This is a genomic window from Herbaspirillum sp. BH-1 (assembly GCF_002870055.1).
Lineage (GTDB): Bacteria > Pseudomonadota > Gammaproteobacteria > Burkholderiales > Burkholderiaceae_D > Herbaspirillum > Herbaspirillum frisingense.
Genome location: NZ_PKOI01000001.1, coordinates 677,650 through 699,322, shown reverse-complemented (window position 1 = coordinate 699,322; position 21,673 = coordinate 677,650). Strand labels below are relative to the sequence as shown.

20 protein-coding genes are annotated in these 21,673 nt (G+C 64.1%); 4 read left to right on the top strand and 16 right to left on the bottom strand.

What is annotated here, in order from left to right; genetic code table 11:
• Positions 1-36: 36 nt before the first annotated feature.
• Positions 37-990 carry an agmatinase gene (speB, locus tag HBH1_RS03165; RefSeq protein WP_006464558.1) on the bottom strand — a complete coding sequence of 318 codons (954 nt, stop codon included), beginning with the start codon at positions 988-990 and terminating at the stop codon, positions 37-39.
• Positions 991-1,146: 156 nt separating this feature from the next.
• On the opposite strand from speB, the gene HBH1_RS03160 reads away from it, so the two are divergent.
• Complete coding sequence (locus HBH1_RS03160) at positions 1,147-2,040, top strand: LysR family transcriptional regulator (protein ID WP_006464556.1); 894 nt, start codon at positions 1,147-1,149, stop codon at positions 2,038-2,040.
• A gap of 228 nt (positions 2,041-2,268) precedes the next feature.
• On the opposite strand, the gene HBH1_RS03155 is transcribed toward HBH1_RS03160, so the two are convergent.
• The 6 genes from HBH1_RS03155 to HBH1_RS03130 all read right to left on the bottom strand — a co-directional run bounded on the left by HBH1_RS03155 (position 2,269) and on the right by HBH1_RS03130 (position 8,735).
• Positions 2,269-3,402, bottom strand: coding sequence for an ABC transporter ATP-binding protein (locus HBH1_RS03155; RefSeq protein WP_102661534.1), 1,134 nt, complete (start codon positions 3,400-3,402; stop codon positions 2,269-2,271).
• A complete protein-coding gene (locus HBH1_RS03150) occupies positions 3,399-4,049 on the bottom strand; it encodes an ABC transporter permease (RefSeq protein WP_006464554.1) in 651 nt (216 codons plus the stop codon). The genes HBH1_RS03155 and HBH1_RS03150 overlap by 4 nt, the downstream gene beginning before the upstream one ends.
• Before the next feature lie 10 nt (positions 4,050-4,059).
• Positions 4,060-4,974 carry a glycine betaine ABC transporter substrate-binding protein gene (locus HBH1_RS03145; RefSeq protein WP_102661533.1) on the bottom strand — a complete coding sequence of 305 codons (915 nt, stop codon included), beginning with the start codon at positions 4,972-4,974 and terminating at the stop codon, positions 4,060-4,062.
• A gap of 74 nt (positions 4,975-5,048) precedes the next feature.
• Positions 5,049-5,762 carry an ABC transporter permease gene (locus HBH1_RS03140; RefSeq protein ID WP_102661532.1) on the bottom strand — a complete coding sequence of 238 codons (714 nt, stop codon included), beginning with the start codon at positions 5,760-5,762 and terminating at the stop codon, positions 5,049-5,051.
• An 821-nt stretch (positions 5,763-6,583) separates the two neighbouring features.
• A complete protein-coding gene (locus HBH1_RS03135; RefSeq protein ID WP_006464551.1) occupies positions 6,584-7,282 on the bottom strand; it encodes a DUF4197 domain-containing protein in 699 nt (232 codons plus the stop codon).
• Positions 7,283-7,343: 61 nt separating this feature from the next.
• Positions 7,344-8,735, bottom strand: coding sequence for an MFS transporter (locus HBH1_RS03130; protein WP_369878590.1), 1,392 nt, complete (start codon positions 8,733-8,735; stop codon positions 7,344-7,346).
• 231 nt (positions 8,736-8,966) lie between these two features.
• Here HBH1_RS03130 and HBH1_RS03125 point away from each other — a divergent pair, with 231 nt between their 5' ends.
• A complete protein-coding gene (locus HBH1_RS03125; RefSeq protein ID WP_102661531.1) occupies positions 8,967-9,365 on the top strand; it encodes an NINE protein in 399 nt (132 codons plus the stop codon).
• A 24-nt stretch (positions 9,366-9,389) separates the two neighbouring features.
• On the opposite strand, the gene HBH1_RS03120 is transcribed toward HBH1_RS03125, so the two are convergent.
• The 9 genes from HBH1_RS03120 to HBH1_RS03080 form a co-directional block, all read right to left on the bottom strand.
• On the bottom strand, positions 9,390-9,572 hold the full coding sequence (locus HBH1_RS03120; protein ID WP_369878589.1) for a DUF1289 domain-containing protein: 183 nt from the start codon (positions 9,570-9,572) through the stop codon (positions 9,390-9,392).
• A gap of 320 nt (positions 9,573-9,892) precedes the next feature.
• Complete coding sequence (locus HBH1_RS03115) at positions 9,893-11,260, bottom strand: polyamine export protein PaeA (RefSeq protein ID WP_102661530.1); 1,368 nt, start codon at positions 11,258-11,260, stop codon at positions 9,893-9,895.
• Positions 11,261-11,398: 138 nt separating this feature from the next.
• A complete protein-coding gene (locus HBH1_RS03110) occupies positions 11,399-12,943 on the bottom strand; it encodes a sulfite reductase subunit alpha (protein WP_199181512.1) in 1,545 nt (514 codons plus the stop codon).
• 2 nt (positions 12,944-12,945) lie between these two features.
• Positions 12,946-13,953, bottom strand: coding sequence for an FAD:protein FMN transferase (locus HBH1_RS03105; protein ID WP_102661528.1), 1,008 nt, complete (start codon positions 13,951-13,953; stop codon positions 12,946-12,948).
• Positions 13,954-14,037: 84 nt separating this feature from the next.
• Entirely contained in the window at positions 14,038-14,868 is an 831-nt protein-coding gene (locus HBH1_RS03100; RefSeq protein ID WP_102661527.1) for a DUF4198 domain-containing protein, read from the bottom strand.
• Positions 14,869-14,921: 53 nt separating this feature from the next.
• Positions 14,922-15,467 (bottom strand): DUF2271 domain-containing protein, encoded by a 546-nt coding sequence (locus tag HBH1_RS03095; protein WP_102661526.1) that lies wholly within the window; start codon positions 15,465-15,467, stop codon positions 14,922-14,924.
• Between the two features lie 75 nt (positions 15,468-15,542).
• Positions 15,543-16,220: a PepSY-associated TM helix domain-containing protein gene (locus HBH1_RS03090; protein WP_077238227.1), complete on the bottom strand. Its 678-nt coding sequence runs from the start codon at positions 16,218-16,220 to the stop codon at positions 15,543-15,545.
• Between the two features lie 151 nt (positions 16,221-16,371).
• Positions 16,372-17,316, bottom strand: coding sequence for an alpha/beta hydrolase (locus tag HBH1_RS03085; protein ID WP_102661525.1), 945 nt, complete (start codon positions 17,314-17,316; stop codon positions 16,372-16,374).
• Positions 17,316-19,385, bottom strand: a complete 2,070-nt coding sequence (locus HBH1_RS03080; RefSeq protein WP_102661524.1) for a TonB-dependent receptor domain-containing protein — start codon at positions 19,383-19,385, stop codon at positions 17,316-17,318. Before HBH1_RS03080 ends, HBH1_RS03085 begins: the two co-directional genes overlap by 1 nt.
• Before the next feature lie 225 nt (positions 19,386-19,610).
• Here HBH1_RS03080 and HBH1_RS03075 point away from each other — a divergent pair, with 225 nt between their 5' ends.
• Positions 19,611-20,354: a response regulator gene (locus HBH1_RS03075; protein WP_102661523.1), complete on the top strand. Its 744-nt coding sequence runs from the start codon at positions 19,611-19,613 to the stop codon at positions 20,352-20,354.
• Positions 20,351-21,658, top strand: coding sequence for an ATP-binding protein (locus HBH1_RS03070; protein ID WP_233207499.1), 1,308 nt, complete (start codon positions 20,351-20,353; stop codon positions 21,656-21,658). Before HBH1_RS03075 ends, HBH1_RS03070 begins: the two co-directional genes overlap by 4 nt.
• Positions 21,659-21,673: the final 15 nt, after the last annotated feature.

The following is a 21,673-nucleotide window of genomic DNA, read 5'->3' as shown; positions in this document are numbered from 1 at the left end:
GGGGTGATGCAATGGGTTGCAGTATCGGGCGCGCAATCAGGCACGATATTTCACACCCGGGAAGACACAGAGCATTTCGTATGCCAGGTTGGCCGCCACCAGCGCAGTGGTGCCGGCCTGATCATAGGGTGGCGAGACCTCGACCACATCGGCCGAGACGATGTCCAGCCCCTTGCAACCACGGATGATTTCCATCCCCTGCTGCACCGTGAGTCCGCCGATTTCCGGCGTGCCGGTGCCGGGCGCGAAGGCCGGATCGAGGCCATCGATATCGAAGGTGAGATAGACCGGCCCGTCGCCCATCTGCGCGCGCACCTCTTCCATCAGCGGCGCCAGCGAGCGATGCCAGCACTCCTCGGCCTGCACCACGCGGAAACCCTGGGCGCGGCACCAGTCGAAGTCGTCGGCGTGGTAACCGGTACCACGCAGGCCGATCTGCACCACCCGCCTGGGGTCCAGCAGGCCCTCTTCGAAGGCGCGCCGGAAGGGTGTGCCGTGGGCGATCTTCTCGCCGTTCATGGTGTCGTTGACGTCGGCATGGGCGTCCACATGGATCAGCCCGACCGGTCCCCGGTGACGCGCCATGGCCCGCAGGATGGGCAAGGTCAGTGTATGGTCGCCGCCCAGGCTGATGGTCTTGCAGCCGGTGGCATAGATGGCGTCATAGGCCTCCTCGATCATGCGCACCGAATCCAGCAGGCTGTAGGGATTCAAGGCCACGTCGCCGAGATCGGCCACCTTCAGCGAATCGAAGGGCGCGGCCCGGGTGGCCATGTTGTAGGGGCGCAGGAGCACCGATTCGGTGCGGATCTGGCGCGGACCGAAACGCGTGCCGGAGCGGTTGGAAGTGCCGATATCCAGCGGCACGCCGACGAATCCGACGTCCAGGCCGGCGGGATTTTCCACATGCGGCAGGCGCATCATGGTGGCAATCCCCCCAAAACGGGGCATCACATTACCCCCGAGGGGCTGATATAGTGCATGTTCCATCGATGCTTATCCTTGTATCGCCAATGAGCTTGAATGCATTCTAGCGAGGCAGGATTAGCGAAAATATATCGATGTGGCGACGTTTACATCGATTTCCATCAATGTAAGAATGCGGTCTCCCCCGACCTCGCCGCCCTCGCCGCACGCCCACTCATCATGCTCAACAATGTCTTCGATCTGGACCTGCGGCTGATCCGCGTCTTCCTGGCGGTAGTGGATTCGCATGGGGTGTCGGCGGCGCAGGCCAAGCTCAATGTCGGCCAGTCCACCATCAGCGCCCAGTTGAACACGCTGGAGACGCGCCTGGGTTTTCGTCTCTGCGAACGCGGCCGGGCCGGTTTCAAGCTCACCGCCAAGGGCGAGAAGTTCGCCGACTCGGCGCGCCGCATGATGGATGCGCTCTCCGAGTTCGGCATGGAAGCCCGCAATCTCGACAAGCGCCTGGTCGGCACCCTCTCCATCGGCCTGATCGGCCACACCCCGGCCCACCACAACACCCGGCTCTCGGACGTGATCCGCCAGTTTCGCCAGCGCGACGAGGCGGTGCGCATCGAACTGCTGGTCCGCACGCCCAGCGAGCTGGAAGAGATGCTCCTGAACGGCAGCATCCAGATCGCCATCGGCTACTTCTGGCGCCGCGTCACCGCCCTGCAGTACACGCAGCTGATGCTGGAGCGCCAGGTGGCCTATTGCGCCCCGCCCCACCCGCTGTTCGACCAGCCCGGCGAGATCGCCCCGGAACAGGCAGCGCAACACGCCTGGGCCTGGCGCGACTACCCGGTGCCACCCGGCCATGTGCCCATCCACCGGCGCAACATCATGGCCGTGACCGGCAATATGGAAGCCATGTCCATCCTCATCCTCTCCGGTCAGCACCTGGGCTACCTGCCCGAGGAGATGGGGCGCGAGTATGTCGCCCGCGGGCAGATGCGGGCCTTGAACCGGACCGAGCTGTCCTATGAGGTCGGCATCAGCGTGGTCACCAATCGCAGCAGCGTGAACGAACCCATCGTGGCGGCCTTCCTGGAAGACCTGAAGGCGGCACAATAAAGTGAATCAGGACGCAAAAAAAGGGCAATGCCTACGCATTGCCCTTGAGCGATATTGATACGGAGTCTCTCCGAACCGGCCCTTCGATACGACGCTATCGCGTCTACTCAGGGCGAACGGAGCCTATGCGCTGCCGTCCCGCCACCACCGGCCGTTCGACCTGAGTAGCGCCGCAGGCGCGTATCGAAGGCGCAGCGGCGCTTCCGTTCTTGGCGCGCTACACCACGATCAAGCCGCCATCGCCATCCCGCGCGACTTGCCCGAGCTCAGATAGCTGGCAATCGAATCCTGGGTCACCTCGCCCAGATAGCTGCCATCGTTGGCGATCACCGGCATCCAGCTGGTGCTGTGCTTGTACATCTTGGAGAGCACCACGCGCAGGTTTTCATCCGGGGCGGCATTCATGGTGAAGGGACGGACCATGTCCTCGGCCACACCGGTATTGGCGCGCACATCACGACGGGTCAGGTAACCCAGGGCGCGGTTCTCGGCATCGATGATGGTCAGATAGCGCGAATCCTGGTCATCCATCAGCGCCAGAGCCTGATCGCAGGACACATCCGGCTGCGCCGTGGCCGGGGTGGTGGCGGCCTCGCCGGCACGCACCAGCAGCAGGCGCTTCAGGGTGTGATCCTGGCCGACGAAGGCACCCACGAAATCATCCTTGGGACGCGCCAGCAAGGTATCGGGATTGTCGAACTGCACCAGCTTGCCGGCGCGGAAGACGGCCACCTTGTCGCCCAGCTTGATGGCTTCGTCGATGTCGTGGCTGACCATGATGACGGTCTTGTTCAACTGCCGCTGCATCTGGAAGAACTCGTTCTGGATCGATTCGCGGTTGATCGGGTCGACTGCGCCGAAGGGTTCATCCATCAGCAGCACCGGCGCATCCGCCGCCAGGGCACGGATGACGCCGATGCGCTGCTGCTGGCCGCCGGACAATTCGCGCGGATAGCGCTTGAGGAATTTCTTCGGGTCCAGTGCCACCATGGCCATCAGCTCGGTAGCGCGCTCGTGGCAGCGCTTCTTGTCCCAGCCCAAAAGGCGCGGAACGATGGTGATGTTTTCCTCGATGGTCATGTTGGGGAACAGGCCGATCTGCTGGATCACATAGCCGATATGGCGGCGCAGTTCGACTTCATCGATGCCGGAGGTGTCCTGACCGTTCAACAGCACGCGGCCCGAGGTCGGATTGATGAGGCGGTTGATCATCTTCAGGGTGGTGGTCTTGCCGCATCCCGAGGGGCCGAGGAAGACGCAGATTTCGCCTTCGGCCACCTTCAGGCTGACGGCATCCACCGCCTTGACCTGGGTGCCATCCTTTTGGGTGTAGGTCTTGCTGAGTTGGTCCAATTCGATCATTTTTGAACTCCTTTCGGTGTCAGGATTTTCTGCAGTCGTTGCAGCAGGGTGTCGGCGATGATCGCAAGGACGCTGATCATCACGGCGCCGACCACGAGTTTTTGCATATTGCTCTGGCTGATGGCATGCAGGATCAGCACGCCCAGGCCGCCGGCGCCGATGACCGCCGCAATGGCCATCACGCCGATATTCATCACCACGGCGGTACGCACGCCGCCCAGGATCACCGGCACCGCCAGCGGCAGGTCCACCATGCGCAGGCGCTGCCAGAAGGTCATACCGATGCCGATGCCGGCCTCCTTGACGCCGGCCTCGATGTTTTCCAGCGCCAGGTAGGTGTTGCGCATGATCGGCAACAGCGAATACAGGAACACGGCGGTGATGGCCGGCAAGGGGCCGATGCCTGCGCCGAATTTGGAGAACACCGGGATCATCAGCCCGAACAGGGCGATGGAGGGCAGCGTCAGCACGATGGTCGCCAGGCCCATCAGCGGGCCGGCCAGCCAGCGCACGCGCACCACCAGGATGCCCAGCGGCACACCGAAGAGGATCGCCAGGCTGACCGCGATGCCCACAAGCTTCAGGTGTTGCAGGGTCAGTTCAAGGATGTTGGGCCAGTCCGATTGCAGGTATTGGAAGATGTTCATGGTGTCCTCCTCAGATCAGGCCGGCTTGCTTGAGGAAGTCGGCGGCCACCTTGGCCACCGGTTCCTGGTCGATGTCGACGCGCTTGTTCAGTTCGGTCATGGTCGCCGTGTCGATCTTGGCGGCCAGTTCGTTCAATTGCCCGGCCAGCTCGGGGTTCTTCTCCAGGATGTCCTGGCGCACCACCGGGGTCGCCTTGTAGGCGGCGAAGTAGCCCTTGTCATCCTCCAGCAGTTGCAGGTCGAAGCCCTTGATGCGGCCGTCCGAGGCATAGGTCAGGCCGACGAAGAGCTGTTCATTCTTCAGGGCCGTATAGACCAGCCCAGGGTCCATCTGCTTGACCTCGCTGCGATCGAGCTTGAAGCCGTAGAGCGCCTGCATCGGGCCCAGACCATCGGGACGGGAGGCGAACTCGTAGTCCACGCCCATGAGGTGGGGCTTGTTGCCTTCGCTGTCATCTTCGTTGATGCGCTTGGCCAGGTCCTGCAGTGAATGAATCTGATACTTCTCGGCCAGTTCGCGCGGCATGGCGAAGGCGTAGGTATTGTTCAACTCGGACTGGTTCAGCCAGGTCAGGCCACGCGGGGCGTCCAGCTCCTTGACCTTCTGGTAGATCTGATCGGGATCGAGCTTGTCCTCGATGTGGTTGTAGACGATCAGGGCGGTACCGGTGTAGTCCCAGACGATGTCCAGCTGTCCGCTTTCCAGGGCCGAGCGCATCAGGGTGGTACCCAGGCCGTTCTTCAATTCGGTGTCATAGCCCTTGGCGCGCAGGTATTGCGCGGTCATGTCCGAGAGCAGCAACTGCTCGGTGAAGTTCTTGCCGCCGATGACCAGGTTCTGCGCCTGCGCACGGGCCGCGCCGAACATGGCCAGGCCCATGGCGAGAGCACACAGGGCGTATTTTGCGATGGTCTTGCTTGTCATGCTTTCCTCTCTACCGCTCTGCCGATACGACGGCGTACGGTCGTTCTTGTGATGGAAGTCTGCGCTGCGCGGCTTCAGGTACGCAGCCCGCGTCGGGCCAGGTAGAGGCCGGAGAGCGTCGTCACCAGGGCATCGAGCACCAGTGCCAGCAAGGCCGTGGCCGCCGCGCCCAGCAGCAGCTGGCCGTGGTTGTTCAGGTAGATGCCGGGGAAGATCAGGCCGCCCAGGCTCTCGCCGCCGATCAGCATGGACAGCGGCGCGGTCCCGACGTTGATCGCCAGCGCCGTGCGCACGCCACCGACGATGATGGGCAGCGCATTGGGCAATTCCACCCGCAGCAGGATCTGGTGCGGCTTCATGCCGATGCCGCGTGCCGCTTCCTTCATGGCAGCCGGCACGTTCTTCAAGCCCTCGAAGGTATTGCGCACGATGGGCAGGAGCGAAGCCAGCCACAGCGCCAGGATGGTGGGACCATTGCCGATGCCGAAGAAAGCCAGTGCCAGCGCCAGCACGGCGATGGACGGGATGGTGTTACCGATGTTGAAGATCTGGATGAATTTTTCTGCACTGCGCTGCATCGAGGGACGCGAGAGCGCAATACCGGCCGGAATGCCGGCCGCCAGGGCCAGCGCCATGGAAAAGAAGACCAGTTCCAGGTGCTTGCCGGTGTAGTAGATCAGGTCACCGCGATACTTCTGGATGACCTCCGGACCGATCCACCAGACCAGTCCTGCAAGGACCAGCGCAATACCGCATGCGCCGGCGAAGACGTGACGAACACGTGTCATGTTACCCCCGTTGGTATAGCCGGCACGACATGACGCCGCGACGACGGGTTATAGAGTCAATTTTTAAGGGGTTCGCTTGCCCATCAGGGCGTATCGTTTGGATGCGAACCGAAGCTGCAAGGGCAGCGATGAAACCGAAGCGATGAAACCAGCCTCGGCATGATGCACACCGGACAGGGATGGGAACGGGTCACCGTGGAGAACGGGAGGGCGTTCGCGCTGCCAGCCGGAAATTTGGACAACCCGCACAAGCGCGGATCGGACACTGCTGAGAGTCGTAGTTGAACAAGTTATGTCGCGAAGACAAACGATAGTTTAAACCAATCGCTTAATACTGTCCAGCAATGTAGCAATATGAATCCATAACTTGCGGATCTGAAGCACTTCTAAAGTTCCCAACAGCGGTCAATATGCTGCTAAAAGAGTGCAACCTGAAAACCACCCATCCGGCGCTATCCCTTGCCCCAAGCGGCATCCTGCCGAGCTTGGCGACGATGTAAAGCGTCAAAAAAAATCGCCGCGCCAGTGACTTTGGCGCGGCGATTTTGCTTGGTTCTCTTTGAGCCATTTGAAACCGTTCGGACTGAGTAGGCCCTCTAGGGCCGTATCGAAGGCGCTGCTCGGCTTGTGGCGCGCCTTCGATACGCGGCTACGCCGCTACTCAGGACGAACGGTCAGCGGTGGCGCAAGCAAGGTCTGAGCAAGCTTTCGGGCTGGTAACAAGCTTGACTGAACGGTATTACAGCTGTAACCGGCGATTTCTCCATGCAACCTGCTGGCGGCGGCCAGCGTCGGAAATCAGGAATCGGCCTGGAACGTATTCAGCGGATGGCCCCAAACACCTTGCCGATGATGGCGCTGCCACTGCCCACCGGGTCCTTGCGGATCGCCTTTTCCTCTTCGCCGATCATCAGGAACAGACCATCCAGCGCGCGCTGCGTGACGTAGCCCTCCACCGTGCTCTGGTCGGCGCTGACCAATCCGGACTTGGCGACCTGCCCCATCACCGCGTTATAGCGGCCGGAAAGCCCGTTGCGGTCGGTGATCTGCTTGACCAGCGGCAGGAACTTCACGGCCAGTTCGCCCGAGGTCTTCTGACGGAAGAAGTCGGTCACCGAGGTGTCGCCACCGGTCAGGATGTTCTTGGCATCGCTCACCGACATGGCCTTGACCGCGTTGATCAGCAGCGGCTTGGCCAGCGGCACGGCGGCTTCGGCCGCGTGGTTCATGTCGGCCACCAGGCCATCGACCTGGCCACCCATGCCGGTCATGCGCAGGATGGGCATGGCCTGCTCCAGAGCACCGGGCAGATGGATCTTGACCTTGTCGTTATTGAGGAAGCCATTGGGACGCCCGAGGTTGGCGACCGCCGTGCTGGCGCCCTTTTCCAGCGCGGCCTTCAAGCCGGCGCTGGCGTCCTGGTTGCTCAGGTCGGAGAGGGAAAATGCGAAGGCGCTGCAGGAGGCGAGGATCAGGCTGGCCGCAACCAGGCGGCGCAGGGGGGAGGAAGGAAGGGACATGCGGAACTCCATCGTGACGGTGCGGCGATGATACCAGCCCTGCCCCGTCTCCCCTATCGGCTCATTTGCCGCGCGACAGCTCCAGGCCCGCGTTGTGCGGCAGCCTGCCGCTGATCGGCACCGAGGCTACCGAGAACAGGCCGATCACCACGAAGGCCGGCCAGAAGTCGGCAGCGACGATGCTGGAATGGCCTTGCAGGTGGTTCGACAGCTGCAGCACGATACCGGCCACGGTCACGCCCAGTCCCAGCGACAGCTGCTGGATCACGCTGGCCAGGCTGGTGACGCGACCGGCATCGCGGTTGTCGATGTCGGCATAGGCAATCGAATTGAGACAGGTGAACTGCAGCGCCGGGAACACGCCGCCCATCAACACGATGGTGACAATGAGCAGATAAGGCGTATGGATGCTGAAGATACCGTACGCCGCCAGGGCAATACCGGCGAACACGGCATTGACCATCAGCACCGTGCGGAAGCCATAGCGGCGCAGCACGCGGCTGGCCAGCAGGCGGATGAACAGCGAGCCGAAGGCCGAGGCGCAGGTGATGCTGCCGGCCTGGAAGGCGGTCATCCCCAACCCTTCCTGCAAGGCCAGCGGCAGCAGGAAAGGCACGGCGCCCAGGCCGATGCGAAACAGCGAACCACCCACCACGCTGGCATGCAGGGTGGGAATGCGCAGCAGCCGGAAGTCCAGCAGCGGGAAGGCGATCTGGGTGGAATGGCGGTAGTACATCACCAGCGCGATGGCGCCGATGGAGCACATGGCCACCGGCGTGACGCCATCCACCAGATGGCTGCCGAACAGCGACAGGCCCAGCATGATCATGGCCGCGCCGACCGAGGTCAGTACAAAACCCTTCACATCCAGCGGTGCCGGGTCGTCTTCCTTGAAGTTCTGGATGAAGCGCTTGGCCAGGTACAGGCCGAGGAAGCAGAACGGGATATTGATCAGGAATACCCAGCGCCAGTGGAAGTAGGTGGTGATGAAACCACCCAGCAGCGGCCCCACCACCGGCCCCAGCAGCGCCGGCAGGGTCAGGTAGCTGACCGCCTTGACCAGTTCGGACTTGTCCACCGAGCGGGCGATGATGACCCGCCCCACCGGCACCATCATGGCCCCGCCGATGCCCTGCAGGAAACGCGCTGCAACGAAGGTCACCAGCGAGCCGGAGACCGCGCACAGGATGGAACCGGTCATGAACACGATCATCGCTGCGCTGAACACCTTGCGCGCGCCCAGCTTGTCGGCCATCCAGCCGGAGATCGGGATGAACACGCCCAGCGCCGCGACATAGGCGGTCATGGCCAGCTTGAGGGTGATCGGGTCCTGGTTGAGATCGCGCGCCAGCGCGGGGAGCGAGGTGGCCAGCACGGTGGCGTCCATGTTTTCCATGAACAGCGCACAGCCGACGATGAGCGGGATGAGCAGCGAAGGTCGCACGATGGGCAACAGATGGCGGAATGAAGGTGGCGGAGGTTCTGTGCCTCCTGAAGCTTCACAGTTTATACCAGTTGAGCTTTTCTTGCGGGCAAGCCCCACGGGGCTTTGCTGACCGGTGCCTGTCGCTGAACTTCACTTCTGTTTGTAGCTCTACCGTAAGGCAATGCGCCGTCCGCGCACTACAATGTGCCGGGCCGCCTACTTTTTACGGTTTTGAACTGCACTTTTTCTGGAGCCTGCATGAACAACGACACCCACAGCAAAACCCTGGGCTACCTGCTCTGGATCTTCGGATTCACCGGCGCTCACCGCTTCTACTACGGCAAGCCGGTGACGGGCACGATCTGGTTCTTCACGCTGGGCTTGCTGGGCATCGGCTGGATCATCGACCTGTTCCTGATCCCGTCGATGGACCGCCAGGCCGATGCCCGCTTCGTGGGCGGCGAGGTCAATTACTCGGTGGCGTGGCTGCTGCTGACCTTCCTGGGCCTGTTTGGCGTGCACCGCATGTATATCGGCAAATGGATTTCGGGCATCCTCTACCTGTTCACGGGCGGCTTCTTCCTGCTGGGCGTGCTCTACGATTTCTGGACGCTCAACGCGCAGATTTCGGAACGCAACCACGGGGCCAGGACGTAAGCTCGCGGCGGCACACGGCCGCCGCTATTTCTTCTTCAGGGCCTTCAGGCGCTTGGCGGCGAGATGGACGGTGTCCAGCTGCGCCTTGCGCTTCATCGATTTCCAGTCCTTGATTTCATCCCGGGTGCGCCCGCAGCCGGTACAGACTTCGTGCTTGAGCTTGCACAAGGAGACGCAAGGGCTCTTGACCTCTTTTCCCAATTTCACTTCCCGCTTGAATACACCAAAGGCCTGACTGTACTTCAATGCGGCAGGCGCTGCAGGCCGGGCATCGTCGACGGCAGCATCGATGCGGAAATCGACCGACGAAAAAAAGCCCGCATCCTTGCGGATGCGGGCTGCCCACGACTACCTCTGCTACGGTTACTTCAGTTACTGCGTTACTGCATTTGCTGCATTTGCTGCGTTTGCTACTTTTTAAAACGGCCGTCTGCTTTCCCCGAGTACCAGTCTTTCAAGCAAACGACCGAGGGGAAGTATCCCGATTCGGGCAGGTCGTGAGGATAGGAAAAATCTGAAAAATCGTATTAATTCGTACCGGCTTCCTTGTCGGTCCTGTCCGCGTTATCCGCCTTATCCGCCTTGTCCGCCTTGTCCGTCCGCTCCAGCTTGAAGCGGGTCACCAGCAACTGATTGATGCGATTGCCCTCGATGTCGACCACCTCGAACTTGTATTCCGAAAACAGCACGAAATCGGTCTTCTTGGGAATCTTGCGCAGCATGTACATGATGAAGCCGGCCAGGGTCTCGTAGCCGACCGGGTTGGGATATTCATCGATGTCCAGCTCGTTCATCACATCGTTGAGCGGTGTGAGCCCATCCATCAGCCAGGAGTTTTCATCGCGGCGTACGATCTGCTGCTCTTCCACGGTGATGGCCAGCAGGTTGCCCATCAACACCCCGGTGACATCGGTGATGCTGATGATGCCCACCACCAGCGCATATTCGTTGACCACGATGGCTAGGTCTTCGTCCATGGCCTTCATGCGCTCCAGCACTTCCCACAGGTTCAGGCTGTCGGGGATGGACAGCGGGGTATGCACCAGCCCCTTGTCGGCCAGGGAAAACTGCTCACCCTTGAGCAGGCGCTTCAAGACGTCCTTGCTGTCGATATAGCCCAGCACGGCATCGATATGGCCTTCGCAGACCAGGAAGCGCGAATGCGGATGCTCGATGATCTTCTGGCGTATCGTGTCTTCACTATCGGTGAGCAAGAAGTAGACGATGCTGTCGCGCGGCGTCATGGCCGAGGGCACGTAGCGGCTTTCCAGCTCGAACACGTTTTCGATCAGGTGATGCTCTTGCGTGAGCAGCACGCCGGCCTGGGCGCCGGCATCGACCATGGCGTGGATCTCGTTGGGGGTGATGACTTCGGTGCGCACCTGGGGCAGGCCGAAGAGCGTGAAAATCCACTTCGACAGGCTGTTGAAGAACCACACCAGCGGCTTGAAGATCTTCTCCAGCAACAGCATCGGCTTGACCAGCGCCACCGCCGCCCGCTCCGGCGCCACCATGGCCAGGCGCTTGGGCATCAGATCGGCGAAAAGGATGAAGAAGGCCGTCACCACCAGGAAGGACATGGCGAAGCTGACATTCTCCAGCAACGGGCCGACATAGAAGGTGCTGATGATCTCGCGCATATGCGGCGTCAGCGCCGGCTCGCCGACCACACCACCGAGGATGGCCACGGCATTCAGACCGATTTGCACCACCGTGAAGAAATTGCCCGGCTGCGCCTGCAGCGAGAGCACGCGGTCGGCATTTTGCACACCCTCCTTGGACATCATCTCCAGGCGGATCTTGCGGGAGGCTGCAATGGAAATCTCGGCGCAGGAAAGAAAGGCGCTGACCACCACCAGAAGCAGGATCAGCAGCAGGCTGGCGAATAGGCTCATGTTGTTCTTATCTCATTGATTTGATGTGACATTCTCTCGCGCAACGGGGAGAAAAAGCAAATAAAGCAAATGCCGGCAAATCCATGGGATTTCCCGGCATTGTCAGCCAACTTCACCTGTAAGGCCCGACGCCTGCCCTCAATAGACGTCGCGCCGGTAACGCCCCTGCTCGGCCAGCGCCTGCAGGGCCGCCTCGCCCAGAATCTCCTGCAGCGCCAGCGTGACGCCGGCCGCCATGCCCTGCAGGCTGCCGCACACGTACAGGCTGGCGCCCTGCTCCACCCACTGCTGCAGTTCAGCGGCGGCCTCGCGCAGCTTGTCCTGCACGTAGACGCGCTGTGCCTGGTCGCGCGAAAAGGCCAGGTCCAGCCGCTGCAGATGGCCCTCGGCCAGCCAGCCCTGCAGTTCGTCGCCATGGAAGAAGTCGTGCCGATGCGAACGCTCGCCGAAGAGCAGCCAGTTGCGGCGCTGCCCGGCGGCGATGCGCTGGCGCAGATGCGCACGCAGTCCGGCCAGCCCGGTGCCGTTACCGATCAGGATCAGCGGACGGTCGTCCTGCGGGCCATGGAAGGCGGTATTGACCCGCACCCGCAGGTCGATCTCCTGGCCCGGCGCGGCATGCAGGCCCAGCCAGCCGGAACCGATGCCGGCCCGTCCATCGGGCTGGTGCATCAGCCGCACCATCAGCTCCAGGCCGCCATCGGCCGGCAGCGAGGCAATCGAATAGGCACGGTGCGGCAAGGGTTTCAGACGGGCGAGCAGGTCAGCGCCGGACAAGCCGCGCAAGGCCTGCAGCGCCGCAGCCTCGTGCGGCAGCAAGCGGCTGGCGAGCACCGGAGCCAGCGTTGACATTTCATTCTGCAAACCCAGCGCCTGTATGAAGCTCTGTACCGCCTGGTCGCTGTTGCGCGGGCCGATCTCGGCGATGTCGCCGGCCTGCCAGCTCGGCGCGGGCAGGTCCAGCGGCGTGAGTTGCAGGTGGTACACCGCTCCACCGGCGCTACCCGGATTGAGCAGTTGCCGCTGCGCCAGCCGCCAGCGCCCGTAGGCCGGGGCGCTCCAGTCGGCCTCGTCGCTGTGACCGCTGAGTACGCCCAGCTGATGTTGCCAATGGCGCAGGGCGCCGTCGTCGCCGTTGTCGACGTCGATCACATCGAACAGCGGCTGCGCATGGCGGCGCCCCAGCCAGGCATGCAGCGCATACCCGAAGGCGCAATATTGCTGGTAGCTGCGGTCGCCCAGCGCCAGCACGCCGAACTGCAGTTGCGGCAGCGGCGCGCCCGGGGACGGCTGCGCCATGCGTTGCGCCAGGGTGGCGGCCATGTCGGGCGCATCGCCCTCGCCGGTGGTGCTGACCACGAACAGGAGCAGTCGCCTGCGCAGCAGGTCATCCTCGTGCAGCAGGTCATCCTCCTGCAACTGGTCCAGCGGCAACACGCGTACCGCCATGCCGCCGGCCCGCAGGCTCTGCGCGCTCTGCAGAGCCAGGCGCTCGGCCGTGCCGGTCTGGCTGGCAAAGGCCAGCAGCACGGTGGCGGCATCGCTGTTACCGGCGCCCGCGCCCGCCCATTGCGCCTGCTGCCGACGCTGCGCGCGGCGGTAGGTGAGCGCCGTCATGACGCAGAAGACGAGGTAGGTCAGCGCGATGAGCGCCGCCAGCAGGTAACGGGTCTGCAGTGCCATGCTCACTCCAGCATGGCGGCCAGGGCCGGGGTCATGGTCTCCCGGTAGCCCTGCGGCTGCGCGCTGATGAACAGCGCCGCAATACCGCGCTGGCGGGCGAAGGCCATGCCGGCCTCCTCGCCCAGCACGGTCAGCACGGTGGCCAGTGCATCGGCCACCATGCACTGCCGATGCAGTACCGTCACCGAGGCCAGCGCCTGCCGTACCGGTGCGCCACTACGCGGATCGATGGTGTGGGCATAGCGCTGGCCCTGATGATCGACATAGCGGCGATAGTCGCCCGAGGTCGCCACCGACAGGCCGTGCAGCGCCACCACCATGCCCGGGGCCGTATCGTGCGGGGGCCGTTCCAGCGCCACCCACCAGGGCTGGCCGTCGGCCTTGAGGCCCTGCCCGGCCAGCTCGCCACCGATTTCCACCAGCCAGCTTGCACAGCCAAGTTCATGCAGGGCCTGCGCCACCAGATCGACCGCGTAACCCTTGGCGATACCTGAAAAATCCAGAGAAACGCCACCGGCCTGCAGCACCCGGCGCTGCTCGCGGTCCAGCACGATGCGCTGCCAGCCGCAGCGCTGGCGCACGGCCGCAAGGCGCTCCGGATGGGGCAGGCTCAGACGGTCGGCGGCCACGCTACCGGCACCAAAGCCCCACAGATCGACCAGCGGCCCGACCGTGGGATCGAAGGCGCCTTCGCTGTCGGCCGCCATCGTCAGCGCGGCATCGAGCACGGTAAAGAACGCTGGCGGCAATGTATGCCAGCTACCGGCCTCGGCCCGGTTGAAGCGGCTGATGATGGACTGCGACGACCAGGTGCTCATCTCGTCGATCACGCGCTGCAACTGCGCCTGGATGGCATCGGCAATGGCGGCCGTGGTCAGCGCCGGTGGGGCCAGCAACTGCACGCTCCAGGTCGTGCCCATGGTGTCGCCGGCCAGGCGATGGGCCACTGCCCCGGCGGGCAGCGCGGCCGGGGCCTCCAGGTCGATGGGGATCAACACGCGATGGGACATCGTCACCGCTCACACTCCAAACAGGTATCCAAAATGAAAACGGCGCCCGCATCGCAGGCGCCAACAAGGTCGGTCAGGCCGTGCTCAGGGCAGTACTTCGATGGTGGCGATGTAGGTGGCGCGGCGTTGGGTGGCCTGCGGCAGCGTGGTCTTCTGGTCGGCGACGCTGGCTTCCATCCAGTACATGCCCGGACCCGCCCACTTCACGCTGAACTTGCCGTCGGCCGCAGTCTTGAGCTTGGTGTCGAGCAGCTTGTCGCGATAGCGGATGCCGCCGGGTACCAGTTCCACCTCGATGTCGGCGGCCGGCTTGCCGTCCAGCAGCAGCTGGAAGGTCGCAGTGTCACCCGCCACCAGGTCGGTGGGATGGGTCACGGGGACCAGCTCCAGACCGGTGCCGGTCGGCGTCAGGGCGGCCGTGGTCGGCTTGCCGGCGGTGACGAAGGTCTCCACCCGGCTATTCATCTGGGTCACCTTCAGTTCGGTGGCGTTGGCCGGGATCTCCTTGGCCAGGGCCTCGGCGCTACCGCGCCAGCGCTTCTGCTGGCCATCGATCTTGTAGCTGGCGAAGACGCCGTTGTTGACCACGGCGATCTTGTAGGTGCCGGGCTGGCTCAGTTGCACATCGAAGGTGCTGCGATACTTGCCGGTGGCGGCATTGACCGCCTGCAGCGGCTTGCCGTCGGGGCCGGTCACGACCAGCCCGTCCAGGCGCAGCGGGAAGTGTTCGAAGTAGAACAGGTCGTTGGAGACCGCCGCATCCACCGTCACCCAGGCCTCGCTGCCGGAGAGCACGGTGGCCGAGGGCAGCAGCCACTGGCGATGGGCATGGGCCGACAGCGGCAGGCTGATGGCCAGGGCCAGCGCGGCAATCTTCATGGAACGGGCGGTGAAATGCTTCAGGGAAAACGTCATGACAGCTTCCTCTTTCTTGATGGTTTTATGGTGTGATGGTCTGCTTCAGGGCATCAGGGCTTCAGTTCCAGCGCCACTGCCCCCAGTTCACTGCTGCCCTGGCCCTTGGCGCTCTGGGCCGACGTGGGCGGCCACTGGAACGGCAGCTTGACCAGTTCGCGCCCACCGACTTCGCGGGCGGCTTCCACCATCAGCACATAGTCACCCGGGGCCAGGTTGGCCAGCGGCCCCTTGGCCGAACCGAAATTGAGCTTCTGCTCACCCGGCGCGCGGGTAGCACCGCTGACGCCGTCGATCGGCATCTGCTGCTCGCGGCCACTACGACGCCACCACTGGCGCATATCCTTGAGCCACTTCTCGCCTTCCTTGTCCTTTTTCTTGACGTCGTACCAGACCGCCAGATTGGCCGCCACACTCTGGTCGGCGCGTTCGATCCAGGCCGCCAGGTAGGGCCGGTGGTATTCGGCCACGTTCAGGGTGGGGACCTCGATCTTCAGGTTCATCTCCGCCGCACCGGCCGGGGCGGTCGTGGCGAACAGCGCCGCCATGGCCAGCGCCAGGGCGGTCGGTTTGAGCAGCATGGAATGACTACGCTTCATGTGACCTCGCAAAATAAGACAGGATGGCTGGCTGCAAGCCCATGGGCTTGTCTGGCTGGGAGAAAAACGCAAGCTTCAATGCATGAACAGCAGCGCCAGCAACAGCGGCGCCACCAGGCCCAGCGCGACCAGCGGCCAGGTGGCCGGGCGCTTGCCGGCATGCATCTGCAACAGGAACAGCCCGGTGATGCAGAACACCAGGCAGGCTACGGCGAAAATGTCGATGAACCAGCTCCAGGCGGCGCCGGTATTGCGGCCCTTGTGGAGGTCGTTGAAATAGGAGATCCAGCCGCGATCGGTCTTTTCGTATTCCACCTGCCCGTCTTCCAGCGCCACCCGCAGCCAGGCATCGCCGCCGGGACGTGGCAGCGCCACATAGACTTCGTCGGTCGACCACTCCGCCGCCTGCGTGCCCACCGCCACCGACCATTGCTGGGCCACCCAGTCCCGCACCGGCGCGGGCAAGGGGTCCTTGCTGCCGCCTTTGGTATCGACGGCGGATGCCGCCTCGGCCTGCTGGCGCAGCGGGGTCAGCAGCGCGGGCGGCAGCACGGCGGTGCGATGCACCACCTGCGGCTTTGCTTCGATCTGTGCGGCGTGGTTCAGCGTCAGTCCGGTGACGGCGAAAGCCAGCATCGCCACCAGGCAGATGCCGGAACTGATCCAGTGCCACTGGTGCAGGTGCTTGAGCCAGAAGGCCCGACGCTTCTGGTCCGCAACGGCATTGACAGGGATGAGCGAAGAATCCTTCATGAAATCGACAACCGAAATGAAGCAGGCTGCAAATAATAACAATTCTCAATTATAGCTTCACTGCTGCGCTGTGCCAGCCCCATCGCGGGTCTTTTACTTTGCGATACATGACGATACAAACCCGCCCACGCAGCTCCCGCAGCCGTCCGTCTCAAGGCGCCAGCCCGGCAGCGATACGCAGCGCCGGGGCCAGTGAGGCCGGCAGCATCGGTCCGTGCGCCAGCCCCGGGAAGCTGCGCATCTGCACCTCCAGCCCCTGGCGCTGACGCAGCCGCACCGCCATTTCCTGCAGTGCCTGGGGCGGTAACCAGGCGCGCGCGGCCAGCATGGCGCGGCTACGCTCATCGAGCTCCCGGGCGGGCTTGCGCTCGCGCTGTTCGGCCTCCCCCACCATCAGCCACAGCCGGGCGCCGGGCGCCTCCGTGAAACGCCGTTCTTCTTCCAGGATCAGGCCGCGCTGCCACCACAGCGACGGGCTGGCGGCGATATAGCGGGAGAACAGCCCCGGCCGGGTGAACAGCGTATGCAAGACGAACAAGCCACCGTAGGAATGCCCCCACAGGCTCAGGCGCGTACTGTCCAATGGCGCCAGCCGACGCACCTGCGGCAGGATGCGATCCTGCAGCAGGTCCAGGAACACATCGGCCCCACCGCCCCGGCGTCCGCGCAGGGCTTCGTCATCGGCCTGCCCGGCAGGAATGGGCGGCGTGTAGTCATAGGCGCGTGCCGCGACATCGAAGCGCAGGTCAGTGTCATAGCCGATGGCCACGATCAACGGCGGTCCGACCGCGTCCAGCGCCTGCAACTGCGCTTCTTCGATGGCCGCCAGCGCGGCATTGCCGTCCAACAGGACGATGGCCGGATAACCGTCCGCCGGCGCGGCACGGCGTGGCAGGCACACGGTCACCCGGTAGCCGCGCTGGCCGTCCTGCGAGCGCAGCGCAAAGCGCTCGAAGCGATACCAGGCCGAACCGTGCTCGGCAATCGTCGGCCCCAGCCGCTGCGACAGATCAGGCTGCGCTACCGCCATTGCCGGCAGGCTGGCCAGCATGGCGGCCGCCAGCAGGCGCCGCCGGTGCAGATCGACGCCGGCCATCAGAAGCGCTGCGTCAGGCTGACCCACAGCCGGCGCCCATCGCCGACGGTGTTGAAGCTCTGCTCATCCAGACGCTTGTCGGTAAGGTTATAGATCGCCGCGCTGACCGAGGTGAGCTTGTTGATGTCATGCGTCACACCCAGGTCGGCCAGGGTATAGCCCTGGTACTCCTTGACCCCCGACGAGGAAATGGTGGTGCCGGCGGTCCCCACGCGCGCAGCTGCATTGACCTCCTTGCCGTGGTAGGCCAGCGCACTCCAGACGGTCCAGGCATCGGCCGGAGTCCAGTCGGCACGCAGGTTGAACATGTGCTTGGGCGTGCGGGCCAGCGCATAGCCATCGTAGGCGCCTCCCTTCTGGCGTGAATCGGTATAGGTGTAGTTGGACTTGAACGCCACGCTGCGGGTGGCCTGCCAGCGCCCGCTCAACTCGATGCCCTTGATCGTGGCGCGATCGACGTTGTAGCTGGTCCAGAGACGATAGTTGCTGTTGGCCGACCAGCGCGCAATGCTGCCATCGGCGTTATAGACCAGGGCATTGCTGACCTTGTCCTTGAAGTCGGTGTAGAACAGCGTGGCACCGGCGGCCAGGCCGGCGTGGTTATCCCACTGTGCGCCCATTTCCCAGCTGGTGCTGGTCTCGGGCTTGAGGTTGGGGTCGCCGATGATGACCCCGCAGGTGCCGGTGGGGCCGACCGTGCAACCCGCGCCCCCGGTGGTATAGGCGTAGCCCGGTGCGATGGTGCGAATCTCCGGCGCCCGGAAACCACGCGAGACGCCGCCCTTGAGCACCAGTTGCTCGGTGCCATGCCAGACCGCATACAGGCGCGGGCTCCAGTGGTTGCCATAGACCTGGTGGTTGTCCAGGCGCAGGCCGCCGGTGAGGGCCAGGCGTTCGGTCAGCTTCCACTCGTCCTCGACGAACAGCGCCTTCTGGGTGATCTTGAACTGCTGCACCAGGGTACTGCTCACGCCCGGGTTGACGTCGGTCAGGGTGGCCTCGTTCCACTGGCCGCCCAGTACCAGCCAGTGCGCGCCCAGCGGCAGGGACAGCTTGCCGTCCATCACCAGGTTCTCGATCTTGGGGGCGCGCGCGGCCTGGGTGTAGCTGTCGCTGCCGACCGGGCTTTCGGTGTAGCTCTTGCGCTGCGCCTTCTCGTAGGAGATGGACACATCCGAGGTGGCCCAGCCATAGCGACCGGTATGCGACAGCGACATGTGGTCGCGCGGGTTTTCGTTGTAGGTATCGGCCGTGGTACGCGTGGCCGCCAGGGTGTGATAGCTGGAGGCATCGCGCCGCACCTGGGTGGTACCGATCTCGGCCAGGATGTCGTGGTCCTTGTTGGGCGTCAGCGCCAGACGGGCGGTAAAGTCGGTGTCCAGCGCCTTGGTATTACCGTTGAGGATGCGGTCTTCCTGGCGCTTGTAGACCTTGCCCCACATCTGCAGTCCCAGCACATCGCTGGCGATGGGACCGTTGACGTAGAACTGGCCCTGGTAGGCATCTCCCGAGTCGGCATGCTGCTGCAAGGTGGTATCGACGCTGACCGAGCCGCCCCACTGGCGCGCCACCTTCTTGGTGATGATGTTGATCACGCCGCCCATCGCATCTGAGCCGTAGAGCGAGGACATCGGCCCGCGCACCACCTCGATGCGTTCGATGGCCGCCAGCGGGGGAATGAAGGATTGCTCGAAGCCGGAATTGCCGTTGGTGCGCGCATCGCGCGTGCTCTGCCGCTTGCCGTCCACCAGGATCAGGGTATAGGCACCGGGCAGGCCACGAATGAAGATGTCCTTTTCGCTGGCGGTGCCGGTGACAGTCACGCCCTCGACATCCTTCAAGGCATCGGTAAGGTCGCGAAAGGGTCTCTTCTTCAATTCATCCTGGCCGATGACGGTGATGCTGGCCGGTGCATCGATCACTTCCTGCTCGAAACCGGTGGCGGTGACCACCACCTGCCTGAGGCCATCGTCGGCCTGCTGCGCCTGTGCCAGGCCGGCCGACAAGGCCAGCGCGGCAGCCACCGCGAGCGCCATGCGATTGGGTGTGAAAAGTCGGTATGCGTACATGTGATTGCTTCCCCTGTTGGATGCCAGCGTGCCGACGTCCAGGCGCAAACGCTCCCCTGCTGGCCACGGTCATGGCCTGCAACGTCGCTGGGGAAATGGATTTGCGCCAGACCGGACGGGTTCTGGTCGATTGCCGTTGATTTGCAAATGAGAATTATATTCATTTAAAATCGACAAAAGTTTGTCAAAGTGTGGCAAGCCAAGGCCACCGGAGAAGGAACAACCATGCAAGCGCAACGCCACATCCTGGTGGTGGATGATCATCCCGATATCTGTGAACCGCTGGCCGCCTACCTGCGCCGCCAGGACCTGCTGGTGAGCATGGCCCTGGATGCCGCGCAGGCGCGCGCGCTGCTGGGCAGGCAACGTTTCGACCTGGTCGTGCTGGATGTGATGATGCCGGGCGAGGACGGGCTCTCGCTGTGCCGCTACATCGACCAGCAACTGGGTACGCCGGTGATCCTGCTGACGGCCATGGCCTCCAGCGACGACCGCATCCGCGGCCTGGACACCGGTGCCGACGACTACCTGATCAAGCCCTTCGAACCCGCCGAATTGCTGGCCCGCATCCGCAGCGTGCTGCGCCGCATCGCCCGTCAACTACCGGGCGCAGCGCTGCCCGCTGCACCGCTGGCGGTGCGGCGCTACCTCTTCGATACGTGGACCCTGGATGTAGACAAGCGCGAACTGCGCGACCGCGACGGCGCCAGCGTGACCCTCTCCAGCGTCGAATACCGCCTGCTGCGCGTCCTGGTGGAACATCCCAACACCGTGCTCTCGCGCGACCGCCTGCTGGACCTCACCGCCGGCACCGAAGCCCAGGCCTTCGATCGCAGCATCGACAGCCAGGTCAGCCGCCTGCGCAAGAAACTCGAACCCGACCCGCGCCGCCCGAGCCTGCTCAAGACGGTATGGGGCAACGGTTATCTGCTGGCGGCCCAGGTCAGCGCAGAGCCCGCCGTCTCATGAGACTGTGGCCGCGCACCATGACCGGCCAGCTGCTGGCCCTGCTGCTGGTGGGTCTGGTAGCGGCCCATGCCATCGGCCTGATGCTGGTACTGGGCAATGGCGAACGTATCCACGTGATCTCGCGCGAGCAGATGGCCGAACACGCCGCCATCGCCTGGCGCCTGGGCCTGCTGCCCACGCCCGAGGCCCGGGCGGCGTTGCACCAGGCCAGCCTGGACAGCCGACGCTATACGCTGGACCCGCAACCGCACATCGATGCCCAGCACCAGCGAGGACGCGATCAGGACATTCTGCGCCAGCGCCTGCAGGACATGCTGGCGCTGCCCGCCGATGCCCTGCGGGTGAGCTTGTACGAATCCCCGGAAGGCCCGGCCACGCTACGCATGGCGTTGCGCACGCCAGATGGGCATTGGGTCAACACCGTGCAGTTCCCGGTGATCACCCAGGGCTGGCAGCGCCCGCTACGCTTCTCGGTGCCGGTCTCGACGCTGCCGGTGCTGGTCATCGTGGCGCTGTTCCTGCGCCGCATCCTGCGCCCGATCAAGGCCCTGGCACAGGCCGCCGAACGGGTCAGCCGGGGTGAGCAGATCGACGCCCTGCCGGTCACCGGCCCGCAGGAAGCGCGCGACGTCACCAGCGCCTTCAACCTGATGCAACAACGGCTGCGCCGCTTCGTGGAAGACCGCACCCGCATGCTGGCCGCCATCAGTCACGATCTGCGCACGCCGATCACCTCCCTGAGACTACGGGCCGAACTGGTAGACGATGCCGCGCTGCGCACGGCGATGATCCGCACCCTCGAGGAGATGCGGGCCATGGTGGAAGAAACGATGCACTTTGCCCGCGACGACGCCCACGCCGAAGCCACCCAACAGATTGATCTGCAGGCACTATTGCGCGAGATCGCCGAGGAACAGTCGGCCCAGGGCCATCAGGTGCTGCTGGAAGAGGCGACTTCCCAGCCCTATCGCTGCCGCCCGATCCACATGCGCCGCGCCCTGGGCAACCTGGTGGACAACGCAGTGCGCTATGGCCAGAGGGCGCGCCTGTCGCTGAGGGCGCAGTCCGATGGCGCGCTCACGATCCTGGTCGATGATGACGGCCCCGGCATCGCCGAGGCGCAATTGGAGGAAGTCTTCAAGCCCTTCGTACGCCTTGACCCGGCCCGCCATCGGGGCCGCGACAGCCATGTCGGCCTCGGGCTGGCCATCGCACGCTCCAGCGTGGAGGCCCATGGCGGGCGCCTGCTGCTGTGCAATCGCAGCGGCGGTGGCCTGCGCGCCCAGGTGAGCTTGCCGGCCTGAAATCTCCCGCGCCGA

Excerpts from the sequence above, each read along its gene's own strand:
- speB (WP_006464558.1), bottom strand. The coding sequence starts at position 990 with ATGGAACATGCACTATATCAGCCCCTCGGGGGTAATGTGATGCCCCGT.
- HBH1_RS03160 (WP_006464556.1), top strand. The coding sequence starts at position 1,147 with ATGCTCAACAATGTCTTCGATCTGGACCTGCGGCTGATCCGCGTCTTC.
- HBH1_RS03155 (WP_102661534.1), bottom strand. The coding sequence starts at position 3,402 with ATGATCGAATTGGACCAACTCAGCAAGACCTACACCCAAAAGGATGGC.
- HBH1_RS03150 (WP_006464554.1), bottom strand. The coding sequence starts at position 4,049 with ATGAACATCTTCCAATACCTGCAATCGGACTGGCCCAACATCCTTGAA.
- HBH1_RS03145 (WP_102661533.1), bottom strand. The coding sequence starts at position 4,974 with ATGACAAGCAAGACCATCGCAAAATACGCCCTGTGTGCTCTCGCCATG.
- HBH1_RS03140 (WP_102661532.1), bottom strand. The coding sequence starts at position 5,762 with ATGACACGTGTTCGTCACGTCTTCGCCGGCGCATGCGGTATTGCGCTG.
- HBH1_RS03135 (WP_006464551.1), bottom strand. The coding sequence starts at position 7,282 with ATGTCCCTTCCTTCCTCCCCCCTGCGCCGCCTGGTTGCGGCCAGCCTG.
- HBH1_RS03125 (WP_102661531.1), top strand. The coding sequence starts at position 8,967 with ATGAACAACGACACCCACAGCAAAACCCTGGGCTACCTGCTCTGGATC.
- HBH1_RS03115 (WP_102661530.1), bottom strand. The coding sequence starts at position 11,260 with ATGAGCCTATTCGCCAGCCTGCTGCTGATCCTGCTTCTGGTGGTGGTC.
- HBH1_RS03110 (WP_199181512.1), bottom strand. The coding sequence starts at position 12,943 with ATGGCACTGCAGACCCGTTACCTGCTGGCGGCGCTCATCGCGCTGACC.
- HBH1_RS03105 (WP_102661528.1), bottom strand. The coding sequence starts at position 13,953 with ATGTCCCATCGCGTGTTGATCCCCATCGACCTGGAGGCCCCGGCCGCG.
- HBH1_RS03100 (WP_102661527.1), bottom strand. The coding sequence starts at position 14,868 with ATGACGTTTTCCCTGAAGCATTTCACCGCCCGTTCCATGAAGATTGCC.
- HBH1_RS03095 (WP_102661526.1), bottom strand. The coding sequence starts at position 15,467 with ATGAAGCGTAGTCATTCCATGCTGCTCAAACCGACCGCCCTGGCGCTG.
- HBH1_RS03090 (WP_077238227.1), bottom strand. The coding sequence starts at position 16,220 with ATGAAGGATTCTTCGCTCATCCCTGTCAATGCCGTTGCGGACCAGAAG.
- HBH1_RS03085 (WP_102661525.1), bottom strand. The coding sequence starts at position 17,316 with ATGGCCGGCGTCGATCTGCACCGGCGGCGCCTGCTGGCGGCCGCCATG.
- HBH1_RS03080 (WP_102661524.1), bottom strand. The coding sequence starts at position 19,385 with ATGTACGCATACCGACTTTTCACACCCAATCGCATGGCGCTCGCGGTG.
- HBH1_RS03075 (WP_102661523.1), top strand. The coding sequence starts at position 19,611 with ATGCAAGCGCAACGCCACATCCTGGTGGTGGATGATCATCCCGATATC.
- HBH1_RS03070 (WP_233207499.1), top strand. The coding sequence starts at position 20,351 with ATGAGACTGTGGCCGCGCACCATGACCGGCCAGCTGCTGGCCCTGCTG.